The organism is Flavobacterium undicola (assembly GCF_009909155.2).
In the GTDB taxonomy this organism is placed as follows: Bacteria; Bacteroidota; Bacteroidia; order Flavobacteriales; family Flavobacteriaceae; genus Flavobacterium; species Flavobacterium undicola.
Map to the genome: position 1 here is coordinate 137,550 of NZ_JAAAPM020000007.1, position 12,065 is coordinate 149,614.

At 32.8% G+C, this 12,065-nt stretch carries 14 protein-coding genes; 1 reads left to right on the forward strand and 13 read right to left on the reverse strand.

Going from position 1 to position 12,065, the window contains the following annotated elements:
• Positions 1–252: 252 nt before the first annotated feature.
• The 5 genes from aqpZ to GTZ96_RS06220 all read right to left on the reverse strand — a co-directional run bounded on the left by aqpZ (position 253) and on the right by GTZ96_RS06220 (position 5,151).
• The gene (gene aqpZ / locus GTZ96_RS06200) at positions 253–960 is read right to left on the reverse strand and encodes an aquaporin Z (protein WP_161641960.1); all 708 of its coding nucleotides are present in this window, start codon (positions 958–960) and stop codon (positions 253–255) included.
• A gap of 24 nt (positions 961–984) precedes the next feature.
• Positions 985–1,344, reverse strand: coding sequence for a DoxX family protein (locus GTZ96_RS06205; protein WP_161641962.1), 360 nt, complete (start codon positions 1,342–1,344; stop codon positions 985–987).
• Between the two features lie 89 nt (positions 1,345–1,433).
• Entirely contained in the window at positions 1,434–2,324 is an 891-nt protein-coding gene (locus GTZ96_RS06210; RefSeq protein WP_161641964.1) for an EamA family transporter, read from the reverse strand.
• Positions 2,325–2,551: 227 nt separating this feature from the next.
• On the reverse strand, positions 2,552–3,682 hold the full coding sequence (locus tag GTZ96_RS06215) for a DUF1501 domain-containing protein (protein WP_235972877.1): 1,131 nt from the start codon (positions 3,680–3,682) through the stop codon (positions 2,552–2,554).
• A gap of 62 nt (positions 3,683–3,744) precedes the next feature.
• On the reverse strand, positions 3,745–5,151 hold the full coding sequence (locus GTZ96_RS06220) for a DUF1800 domain-containing protein (protein ID WP_161641966.1): 1,407 nt from the start codon (positions 5,149–5,151) through the stop codon (positions 3,745–3,747).
• Between the two features lie 335 nt (positions 5,152–5,486).
• On the opposite strand from GTZ96_RS06220, the gene GTZ96_RS06225 reads away from it, so the two are divergent.
• The gene (locus tag GTZ96_RS06225) at positions 5,487–5,942 is read left to right on the forward strand and encodes a hypothetical protein (protein ID WP_161641968.1); all 456 of its coding nucleotides are present in this window, start codon (positions 5,487–5,489) and stop codon (positions 5,940–5,942) included.
• Between the two features lie 520 nt (positions 5,943–6,462).
• Here the strand turns inward: GTZ96_RS06225 and GTZ96_RS06230 are convergent.
• The 8 genes from GTZ96_RS06230 to GTZ96_RS06265 form a co-directional block, all read right to left on the reverse strand.
• Complete coding sequence (locus GTZ96_RS06230; RefSeq protein WP_161641970.1) at positions 6,463–7,185, reverse strand: DUF3784 domain-containing protein; 723 nt, start codon at positions 7,183–7,185, stop codon at positions 6,463–6,465.
• A gap of 19 nt (positions 7,186–7,204) precedes the next feature.
• Entirely contained in the window at positions 7,205–7,762 is a 558-nt protein-coding gene (locus GTZ96_RS06235) for a DUF4256 domain-containing protein (protein WP_161641972.1), read from the reverse strand.
• Positions 7,763–8,094: 332 nt separating this feature from the next.
• A complete protein-coding gene (locus GTZ96_RS06240) occupies positions 8,095–8,664 on the reverse strand; it encodes a YdeI/OmpD-associated family protein (RefSeq protein WP_161641974.1) in 570 nt (189 codons plus the stop codon).
• Between the two features lie 118 nt (positions 8,665–8,782).
• The gene (locus GTZ96_RS06245) at positions 8,783–9,388 is read right to left on the reverse strand and encodes a hypothetical protein (RefSeq protein ID WP_161641976.1); all 606 of its coding nucleotides are present in this window, start codon (positions 9,386–9,388) and stop codon (positions 8,783–8,785) included.
• A gap of 95 nt (positions 9,389–9,483) precedes the next feature.
• Positions 9,484–10,149, reverse strand: a complete 666-nt coding sequence (locus GTZ96_RS06250; RefSeq protein WP_161641978.1) for a hypothetical protein — start codon at positions 10,147–10,149, stop codon at positions 9,484–9,486.
• A 14-nt stretch (positions 10,150–10,163) separates the two neighbouring features.
• Positions 10,164–10,493 carry a hypothetical protein gene (locus tag GTZ96_RS06255; RefSeq protein ID WP_161641980.1) on the reverse strand — a complete coding sequence of 110 codons (330 nt, stop codon included), beginning with the start codon at positions 10,491–10,493 and terminating at the stop codon, positions 10,164–10,166.
• A 258-nt stretch (positions 10,494–10,751) separates the two neighbouring features.
• Complete coding sequence (locus GTZ96_RS06260; RefSeq protein ID WP_161641982.1) at positions 10,752–11,057, reverse strand: GIY-YIG nuclease family protein; 306 nt, start codon at positions 11,055–11,057, stop codon at positions 10,752–10,754.
• Between the two features lie 233 nt (positions 11,058–11,290).
• Positions 11,291–11,911 (reverse strand): hypothetical protein, encoded by a 621-nt coding sequence (locus GTZ96_RS06265; protein ID WP_161641983.1) that lies wholly within the window; start codon positions 11,909–11,911, stop codon positions 11,291–11,293.
• Between the last annotated feature and the right edge of the window lie 154 nt (positions 11,912–12,065).

Below are 12,065 nucleotides of genomic sequence, written 5' to 3' on the forward strand. Positions count from 1 at the left end.
GGTGAAAATTAATTCTAATAGTTTTTTAAATTAAAAAATGAAATTGTATTATGTGTCAATATTAATAAAAAAAATAATCACTTCACAGCTTCCGTAGCTTTTTTTGTTGATATTTTTCGACTCTGAACATCGAGTTAAGAAATTGTTACTTTTTAAACGATTCTTTTTTATTTTGCTGATTTTTAAACCCTTTTTTAATAAATCAATAAGATGTTTTGTTTTCTTAACTTATTTTATAAAGTGAAATAAATGTTAAGCTTCATTCTGGTTTTGTAAAAGTAATTTATAAATGAAACCAGCAGCTATGGCTCCTAAAATTGGAGCAATCCAAAACAGCCAAATCTGACTTAAAGGTTCACCACCCACAAATAAAGCCTGTGATAGGGAACGAGCAGGATTTACAGAAGTATTGGTAATGGGAATACTGATTAAGTGAATTAAAGTTAAGCCTAAACCAATAGCTATTCCGGCAAACTTTCCATTGGCAAATTTGTCTGTCGCTCCTAAAATGATTAATAAGAAGAATAAAGTCAGTACAAATTCAGCGATAAAACAAGCTTCTAAAGAATAACCATCAGGCGAAAAAGCACCAAATCCATTAGATGCGAATGCTCCTGCCTTGGTATTATCAATTGCAAATCCCGCTTTTCCTGATGCAATGGTATACAAAGTACCCGCTGCGGCAATAGCGCCAACACATTGAGAAATGATGTAGGGAATTAACTCTTTGGCATCAAAACGTCCGCCAGCCCACAATCCAAAAGAAACAGCAGGATTAAAATGCCCACCCGAAATATGTCCAACAGCATACGCCATTGTTAAGACCGTTAGACCAAATGCCAGAGCTACGCCTGCAAAACCAATTCCTAAATCAGGTATTCCGGCAGCGAAAATAGCACTACCACAACCGCCAAAAACCAACCAATACGTTCCGAAGAATTCTGCGAATAATTTTTTCATGATAAATAATTTATATAATGGTTACTAGTTAAATGTGTATTGATATGCCCACCCAATAAGGATTATTTGTAAAGGTAAACGCAATAGTAAAATCCATTTGGGTATGCCAAAGCTTGCTTTTTGGTTTTGAAACATAAATAGGTTAGCTGGAAAAACAGCTAATAACAGTATAATAATTCCCCAAGCAGCATAATTTGTCATGTTTGGAAGAACTAACAAGAGTCCTAAAATCACTTCGGCAGCTCCACTAAGTTGGTTGAGTAATTTAGGATTCGGTAAATAAGGGGGGATAATTTTGAGGTATGTTCTTGGAATTCTAAAATGATTTAATCCTGCCATGATATATAGTAAAGCCATGATATAGAGATGCCAAGGTAAACTCATAACAAAAACATTTGATACGAATTTATTGAAAAAAAACGAATAAAGAATAGAAAGTGTAGGATTTTTTAAGCTGTTGTAAGTGGTTTGTTTTATTTTTTTAAACGAATATTCATTAAAACAATAGCGGTAATAATTAAAAAAATACCAAACCATTGTTCCAAGTTTACTTTTTCAGCTAATAAAAAATAAGCCATCGTTACCGAAACAGGCAATTCTAATGCCGAAACGATACTGCCTAATCCAATTCCTGTAAGCAGAAAACCAGTATTGAGTAGTAAAGGAGGGATTATGGTGCCAAATAATGCCAAAATAATACCCCATTTCATGAAAATCGAAAAATTAAATGCGGTGTTTTGAGTAATAAGTGCAAATGCTATTACAATCAATGTTCCGCCAATGAGCATGAATAAACTGCGTTGTATGGAAGGAATTTCGGTGGCCACTTTATTAGCACTAAACATGGTAGCGGTAAATGCTGCTGCTGCTAATATTCCCCAAAAGAAACCACGCCAGTCTAGAGTAAGGCTGTTGTGCAATAAATTAGTAGCCAGAGCAGTCCCAATTAAAGTAAGGATTACCGATGCGATTTTTTGCGAAGAAGGAATTTTTTTGTCTAAGAACATTTCGAGTAAAACACCCATCCAAACGGTTTGCATTAATAAGACAATACCAATAGATACAGGAACATATTTTACAGATAAATAATAAAATACACTGGTAAAACCCATCGAGGTTCCTGCTAAAATGAGTTGAGAAATATGGTGTTTTGAAATTTTTATTTCGTCATTATTCTTTTTTACTTTTCGAAAAATATTTAATAGTAAAACCGCTAAAAGACCTAGAGAAAATTGAGATCCGCTAACTTCAGCAGTCGTATAACCTTCTTGATAAGCCATTTTGACAAATGTAGCCAGCATGCCATAACTACTGGCTCCTAATCCTACTAGTAGTACTCCTTTTAAGGTTTTGTTTTTAATCATGCTGTGCTTTTGAACTTACAAAAGTAGGCTATAGCATGAATTAAATAAGAATAAAACTAATATGATTGCCCTGTTTAGTAGGCTAAATAAAAAAATAGCCCACAGATGAAACAGATTTTAGCGGATAAAAACGGATTTTTTTAATTTCAATCTGCGATAATCTGTTAAAATCAGTTTGATCTGTGTGCCAAATTTGGAGTCAGTATAAGAAACTAATGTTGCAATAATTAAAACAATCCTTGTAAATGGGGACTTTTTATCCCGATTTTAGTGTAATCAAATGCCATTTTTTCTTTTAACAAACTTGCATATACTGATCTAAAATCGATTTGGTATTTTAAATCCCCTTGTGATAAATCGGAAAGGTTTGGGTTGTTACCAATTACTTTTCCTCGATTTTGTCCGCCAATAACAAACATCGGTGCAGCAGTTCCGTGATCGGTTCCATTGCCGTTGTCTTTGACTCTTCGTCCAAATTCTGAGAACACAACTATAGTCACATTTTGAAGTAAATTGGCTTGTTTTAAATCCTGGTAAAAGCTGAAAATTGCGCTATCCAGTTCTTTAAATTTGTTGCTTTGAATCACTAATTGGTTGTCATGGGTGTCATAACCACCTTGTGAGGTGTAATAGACTTTCGAATTTAAATTTCCTTTAATCAATCGGCTAATCCATTCCAGATTTTTGCCCAACGTATTTTTAGGATAGCTAGTTTCGGTAGTAGATTTTGTTAGTGCTTTTTGGATTTCTTCAGAGCCTTCTAAAACGGAATTAGCTACTTTTCGAACAAAATCTAGCGAAGGATTCTTAGATAAAACATCCGTTTCTTCTTTTATGTTTTTTATTTTAAATCGGTCCGGGTCTTTTACGGTTATAGAGTTTGGACTTTGTCCTTTCAATGATAAATTATCTATCGAATCGATGTTGATTCCGGCAGTAGGAGTATGACTTACACATTGTAAATCAAGGTAACGACCTAACCAACCTTCATTAATGTATTTATTAGAATCGGTAGCGGTTTGCCAAATTTCCTGACTTCTAAAATGGGAACGATTGGGTTCAGGATAACCCACATTTTGAATTACTGATAAATCCCCGTTTTGCTGCATTTGTGCAAATCCTTTTAGCGAAGGATGAAATCCCATTCCTTTGGTTGTCGAAATAACATCACCTTTGGAAATAGCAATTTTGGGACGTAAGTCATAATACAACGGATCTTCAAAAGGAATAAAAGTATTTAGCCCGTCATTTCCACCATTAAGCTGTACAAAAACAAGACATTGTTCGCCTATGATTAAGTTTTTTTGAGTGCCATAAGAAAATAAAAAGTTAGGAAGCAATAAGGTTCCACCTGTCAATGTTCCTGCTAAGCGATAAAAAATTTCTTCTGTTCATAATCGGTATTGTTAGAAGGGTTCTTTTAAATTAATTGAAATTCAGGTTCTTTTACTATGGCATTAAAGAGTCTCAAAACAGCCTGATCGGCATTTTGTGCCTGACTGTCAAAATCGTATTTTAAGATGTTCTCGAAATCTTTTTGAGTGTCGTTATCTACTTGAAATAACAATCGGTTTGATAATTCACTAATGATTTCTTTGTTAGTTCCTTTGTTCCAATCCAATTGAATTACTGTTTTTCTCAGTGCTGGACGATTGCTGTTTTCATCCATCATAGTACCCATCGTTTTCTGATTAAAATTCTCTCTTCCACTACAATACAAATCGGCTATGTTGTTGCGTTGTAAATAAATTTGAGAAGTCAACCAAGATTTTCCACCTTCCCAGCCTTTTACATTGGGTTGGTTGAATAAATCCATGCCTTGGTTTTTTAGAAATGCCACCATTGGTCGGCTATTTCTAGGATTGATGTGCAATTCCGAAATGAGTTGCAAACTATATTCTAAAGGATTTTTAATTTTTGAACCTGCGGTGTTTTTATCAAATTCTTCGGTGAAAATTTTTTCTAATAAGGGTTTGATTTCAAAGTCTTTTTTTCTGAAATAATCCCCATAATAAGTGACCAATGCCTCGCTGGGATTGTCATAAATAAACCATTGGAGAATTTTTTTAGTAAAAAGATACGGGCTGTTTTTTTGTTTGAAAATGATGTCAACGATATCATCGACTTTAAAATGTCCTTTTTTACCGAAATATATAATTTCTGAATCGTCGGCTATTTTATCTCTGTAAACACCGCCATTTTCTCCAATACCTAATCCTGCCAGTGCTTTAGCTCCGTTTTTAATATCTTCTTCGGTGTAATTTCCAATGCCCAGAGTGAAAAGTTCCAGTAATTCCCGACTCAGATTTTCATTGATTTTACCTTTTCGATTATCTACATTGTCTAAATAACGCAGCATCGCATTGCTTTTTAAAATGGCTTTGGTTAAGTCTTTGAAATTGCCAAAAGCGTGTTTTCGAAGTAGCTGATTGTGCTCAAAAATCCAGTAGTTCATTTTTACTTTTTGAAAAGTAGAAACAAAATGATTGTGTAAAAATAGCGTCATTTTCTCCTGTAAAGGATAGCTGTCAGACATCATTTTTTCCAGCCACCAAGCTTTCATATCTAATGAGGTGAGGGCTTCTTGTTTTTGAAAATCTCTTTTTTGTTCTTCTTTTTGAACTTCGGTAAGCTCTTTGGATTTTTTTCGAAGTTCTCTGTAATCTGCAAATGTTTTTGGGCTGTCTTTTAAAAAGTCGGGAATGCTATTGTCAAAATTTGTTTTGAATGAAGCATCCAGGAATTTTGAAATTCCCATTTTTTCTATTGCTGCAGCTTGCTTATTTGAAAAGCCTAAGCGGAGGGACCAAAGCGAATTAGGGTTCATACTTAGTAGGTTTTAGGTTTTTTGGGTTTGTTTTCTAGGTTGTTATTAATTAAGATGTTAAATAAGAAAAAAGGTTTAATGGATTGGATTTTTTTATTCAATTATCTAAAATACACAATTTAATTTTTCAAAATAATTAAATGCTTAGGTAGGGTAAAATGACTTATGGTTGTCTTACTATTATAAGCAATACTATAACGATAACTAAAATTAAAAATTATGAAATCGCCACTATAAAAGAGTTTGTTGTAAACAAACACCAATAAACAAAGGGCGATATCATACCTGCCTGTCGGCAGACAGGTTTGACCACTAACAAATAAATTTTACATATTATGAAAACGATATTAGCAATATTTCTTTTAGGAACAATAGCAACGACACAGGCGCAAGAGGCTAGTGTACGAAGTGAAACCAGTATAAATGCAAATTCGAATAAAATAGCGTATTACCAACAAAGAGGAGCAGAAGACGCAAAATTTGAGTTGGCATTTACGGCTAAAACAAAAGACGAGGAAAAAGCTTTTTGGAAAGAACAAAAAGCCTACGAAAAAGAGTTAAAGGAAAGAAATAGAAAAGCCTATCGCGCTTATATTGCCAGTAAAAAAGACGTTTATGCTGAGCATTATTACCATTGTGACGGAAATTGTCACCATAATGATTCTTTTTATACCTACGCTGAGTTTTATTATTACCAATACAATCAACCTTATTATCAAAGAACTCCAAGTAGGACTTCTGTAAATACCCAAATAGGTGTACGTACCCCCAGCGTACGATTGGGCCTTTAATATATTTGAAGGTCGCTAATAGCCATCTCGTTTTTTAGAACGAGACGGCTATTGTTGTTTTTTAGATAAAGCTTCTCGATACAATTTTTAATAATATAGCTATCACATTATTATTAAAAATTACTACCAATGACTTTTTTATTAAAAGTAAAATTATGGTTTGCTAATTTTCTTTTTTGCTTGATCAAAAAAGAAACAAAAAAATATTCATGCGTTCTTATTGTTTTTCGGTATTCATGAATCTTCGATTTCAAGTCTTGCGCTTCCTCGTCGGTCAAATTAGTTTTCGAATGCTAAAAGAAAAGAACTCTCCGCCGCGGCGGATCAAACAGCTTTTCTTTTTACGCATTCTTCAAACATTTGACACTCAACTGCGGAAGCTAAGGACAGTTGGAACTCTTAAAAAATCACGTTTTGATTTATAGTCGAATATAATTATAAACGTCATTTTATATTGTTTTTAGAATAAAATTACACCTCGAAGTGACGACAAAAAAGCTTAGCTTAATAATTTTGGGCTTTAGTTTTTTGAAGTAGATTTAATTTTCTCAAATAATTTTTCATTCGATTCTTCTTTTGAAGAATAGTAAATTTTCTTGCCATCAGCCTTTGTTAGAAGAATATAAGGCTTGTCGTCTCCATTTAAAATTAGTTTTACTATTTCGCCTTTATTGGTTTTAAAATAGCCTTTTTTAACGGTTCCAAGAGCAAATCCATTTGTTCTTAAGGTGATTTTTGGTTTGTCATTGACCAGTTCGATACTTTTGATTTCGTTTTTTGGTACAACTTCTCCATAACTTCCTTCAAATTCAATAGAATTGGAGTTGAAAATGAGTTTGTCTTCCTTAAGTTCGCGTCCAAATAGAACAATTACAAAAATCAAAGTTCCCACAAGAATAAAAACTCCAATTTTATTCTTTTTGGTATAAAGGCCTCCATTAAAATATTTAGCACTGGTGGCAATCAAATAGATGTAGGCTAAAATAGGATAAACCGCTAAGAAAATCCCTGCTGCGTTTTCATGAACAAAATAATTCAGTAGGTTTCCAATCAAGAAAAACGAAACACCTAAAAAGATGTGAAACTTTCTAAAATAAGGAATGTAAGCTTTGATGTCTACCTTTTTTCGCTCTTCTTTACTCATCGTATTGTATCCCGAAAGCAGGTATTTGGCATTATTCTCGTTTACAATAAATCCTATGGCGATAAAAAGCAAACTCATTCCAATTAGTGTGTACATCATTTTAGTTTTTTTATAAAATTTAAATTTTTAACGACCCACGAAATCCTCTGGCGGCATAATAAGATTCGGCGCCGTTGTGGTAAATAAATACATTTCCGTAACGGAAATCAGCAAAAATAGCTCCACCTAATTTTCTAATTTCGGCAGGAGTTTCAATCCAACTCGATGTTTTGGTGTCGAATTTTCCAAATTTTTGCAACTCTCGGTATTGTTCTTCTGATAAAAGAGTAATTCCCATGGCAGTAGCTACATCAATAACACTGTTTTTGGGTTTGTTTTCTTTTCTTGCATCTAAAGCCTGACGGTCATAACAAAGACTTCTGCGTTCTTTTGGACTTTCTGCCGAACAATCATAAAAAGTATATTCTCCTGTGTTTTTATCATAATTGACAACATCTGGTTCGCCGCCCGTTCTTTCCATTTCATTTAGTGACCATAGTTTTTCAGGATTTGCTTCCAACTTAGCTAATACTTTATCCCATTCAAGACCTTCGTGACGGTTAGCATTTTTTTCAAAACGCTCTTTTACTATTTTTAAAAGTGCTTCTGATTCTGAAGATGATAATTTCTTTTCCATAGTGATGATTGTTTTTGTAATGTAACATTGAGCTTGTTGAAGTGTTTTTTTGACGCTCTCTTTGACAGGCTACCAATGACGTTTTTATTAAAAGTAAAAATTAGATTTACCAATTTTCTTTTTTGCTTGATCAAAAAAGAAACAAAAAAATCAAGTCTGTACTTCCTCGTCGGTCAAATTAGTTTTCGAATACTAAAAGTAAAGTACTCTCCGCCGCGGCGGATCAAACAGCTTTTCTTTTTGCGTATTCTTCAAACATTTGACACTCGACTGCGGAAGCTAAGGACAGTTAAATTTCTTAAGTAATAGTTTTTTAATTAGAATTTATTATTTTATCCTCTCATTTTACAATTTCGCTCGCACAAATCGATAACTTGAGTGATTCTAGATTGTCTTGTTTCTGGACGTTTGGCTTGGCTTACCCAATATAAATAATTTTTTTTATAGGATTTACTGAAGTTTTCATAATTAGAAAAAGCAACTGGGTTTTGAGCAAAAGCCATTTGTAAATCTTCTGGGATTTCTAAGTTTTCGATTGCATCTAAACTCTCCCAGGAACCATTTTTATTAGCCGTTTCAATTTTTTTCAAACCGCTTTCGTGCATTAAATTGGCAGCAATTAAATCTTCGATGTACCCTTTGTTTATTTTGCTCCAAATGCTTTTGTCTTTTCTGGGAGTAAAAAGCTGTTGTCTTCGGTGTTCATCCAGTTTTCTAACCGTAGAATCAATCCAGCCATAACAAATAGCTACTTTTACGGCTTCTTCCCAACGCATACTTTCTGCCTCGTGTGCTACTTTATAGAAAATCAAATGGACCGCCTTGTAACTGCTGTGGTTTTCATGCAGCCAGGCTCTCCATTCGGAAGCATTTTTAAAATAGAGTATTGGTTTTTCGTTCATGGTTTTATTTATTAGTTATCCGCAATTTCATTGCGAGGAACGAAGCAATCTCATACAGTAACTCGACAAAGTTGCTTATTGTTGTGGGCACGGATTGCAAATCCGCAATATCTTTTTTTTAAGATTCAATATTAAGTATTAGAATAATCTCCCCATTTTTTGTTTTGTAAACAGAAATTCCTGATATATCCATATCAGCAATGTCATGTCCCCAAATTCCATACTTTCCATTTGTTTCATTTCGATTATACATCGTTGTTCTTTTTTCAATAGGTATTGTTTTTATAGTAGCTGTTTTTTCTTCTTCTTCGTATAGTAAATAATAATGTTTACTAATCTCAGTTAATAATTGACCTCTTGTAAATCCATTTTCAGATTCTAAAGTAAATTCATACTGATTTGTTAAAGGATAATCTATAACTATTTTTACTAATTTATTAGAAACTACAATTTCGTCTTTTTTGTCAAGATTAGCTAAATCACTGTCAGGTTTTTCTAAATCTGCCCATGGTATAAAACCATCTTCAAAGTCTTTAATATTAGCTGTTTTTACTTTAAAGTCAAATTCTGAAACTAATTCTCCAATTTCAGAATAATCCTTTTGCATTGATTGTTGCTCTCTTTCTTTAATTATTTCAAATGAATCTTTTAAAACAGCTGATTTTTTTTGTCCATTGCAAGCAATTACTAAAATGGATAGTGAAAGTATTAAATATTTGGTCATGATTTTTAGTTTATAAATGATTGATTTATATATAGTGTTAGTTATAGTTAATCCATGAAGTTGTTTCCTTGTTTTCCAGGTACTAACTCTCAGCTTTACTCATAATCTGACAAATAGAGTTCGTCAAAATCTTTAACCTCTGATAGTTTGATGAGTGGATTTTGCTTGATGGTTTTCCAGGTATCTTTAAAAACTTCTTGACCACCTTCGTCATTCTTGTTAGTGTTTACCCTTTGAAGTTTCTTTTTAGTTAGGAAATTAATACTAGTTTCATCGCTAATCACTGCTCCGCCATTGCTTATGTCATAACCAATTAAATCAAAATCGGCGTTTTTATGTCGAAAAGTATATTTCCAATAGCCATATCTACCATGTCCGTAATGCACAATTAAGTTTCCTTTTTCTATTAGAACACTTAAATCCGGAGGGAAATAAACTCCTCCATCTTCATTTTCAGAAGAGAAACAATTATAGTTTTTCGCAGCCAATTCGTAATGGTCTTTTTTGTTAAATAAAATGATAATACCCCTTCGGTTTCGGTCTAATTCTCCGTGATATTCATGTTTAAAAAAATTACTTTTATCAGTGCCTTTAATAATAAGAACACAATCTTCGATGCCATCTTTGTTCAAGTCTCCATTGATTTTTTCAAAAAGTACATAGCCTTTAGGTATAAAATCAGATGGATTTTTTCTTTGTTCATTTTGTCCAAATATTATTGTTGCGAAAAATGTTGTTAGAAGGACTAATATTGTTTTCATTGTTTTTTTAGTGTTTAATTCGGATTTCCTCCTTCATTGGATTTATTTTTTCGATATTGAATGTATCGTTGTATAAGAATCACTATTAATAATATTGCTCCAACGATGCATTCCATAATTAAAAGAAAGACCCAAGCCAATCCATTTCTATGAGTGGCATGTCTTAATGATTCACTCATTATTTCAAGATTTATAATTGCAAAAGCCACATGTCCAAGTAAACTTATTAAACTTACTTCCCAAAAACTTAAAGAAATGGAGTATTTAATCGCTTTGATCCCAGAGATTAACTGGAATAGCAATGGCGAAAATAAAAGAAGAAATAAAGATATTAAATGTATCATGTTGTTACTATTTTTTAAAATTAGTTATCAATTAAGCTATTTTGTATCCATTTGTAATTTCACTATACCCAATTCCTCACCGACGTGTAAACGAAGTTTTTAAAACATTGATGCGAAAACATTTCCCGTTGTTGACTGTGTCAAGTTGTGATTTCTACTCGCAATCTTGTCATTCCGAAGAATGAGGAATCTCCTCAAGTAACTCGACAAAGTTGTTCGTTGTTATGAGCGTGGATTTTAAATTTATTAAAATAGGTATCATTCAGTCATTATATCTCTAATTTCATCAAATAAATCTTTCCATGTTGGATTGATAGACCGAATCAAATTGTTTTTTGCTGCTCTTGAACCCGCTTTTATTTGTTTTTCACGAGCTATAGCATCTTCAATCCATTGAAATTGTTCGTAATAAACTAATAGGTTTACATCGTATCTAGCTGAAAATGATTTTGGATATTTCTTATTTTTATGCTCTAAAATTCTTTGTGGAAGATTTGAGGTTACACCAGTATAAACTACGGTTTGGAATTTATTGGTAATGATATAGACAAATCCTGGTTTCATCTTTTTTAGTTTTATTGAGAGGTTAGCGATGTAATTGCATAATTTATTTTTTTTAGTGAGATTGCTTCGCTATCGCTCGCAATGACTTAAACCGCCTAGTATGTCATTGCGAGGAACGAAGCAATCTCATCCAGTAACTCGGCAAAGTTGCTCATCGTTACGGGCACGGATTACTAAATCAGTACGCTTCGCTCGTGTGCAAATCCGCGCTATCAGGTTTACTAGATATCTTTCTACGAAATCCAAGTTTTTTCTATTTGATCGATGACCCATTTATTTTTGATTTTCCTGATATAAATTATAAATCCACTACCACATAAATGCCCACACATATATCCAGCAGTAATTGCTGCAAATTCTTTTTTTGAATCAAATCGCACTCGCGAGAAAAATAAATATCCAGCTAAATTAAATTTATATTTTGTAATCCATATTGCATCACGTTTTGGAAAAGTTGAAGCATATTTTAGTTTATACTTTGTTTTATTTTGGAAAACAGAAATATTAAATTTATGCGGTTTTAGTTCAAGTGTATCGAGTAATATTCCTTTTTGTTTGAATTTATTTTTGATACGTGAAATTTCCATAAAATTGAGCTGTCCAATTGAATCGGGAATCGCTATAACAATATTTAAAGTATCATTTTTAATTCTCTTTACTTCCTCTTCATATTCCAATTTGTTTTTCTCGTAGTCTTTTACATCTGAGAAATTTTCCTCAGAAATTATAAAAGGCGGTGGAACCATTAATCGCCGATCAATACAAATAGAATCCAACATTTGAGGAAATATATCTGCAAAAACTTGATTTTCCAGTTCAATAGATTCATCTTTTTTTGTACAACTAAAAGACAAAATTGCAATTAAAAAGAAATATATAATTTTTTTGAGTTAGTCATTTAGTTTCTGTATTTTTATGTCTTTAAAAACAGTCGTTATGGAAGTATTTGAAGGACAAAGCATACTAAACTTTATAAAAGAATTGCCAAATGATGAAGCTTGCAAAGCT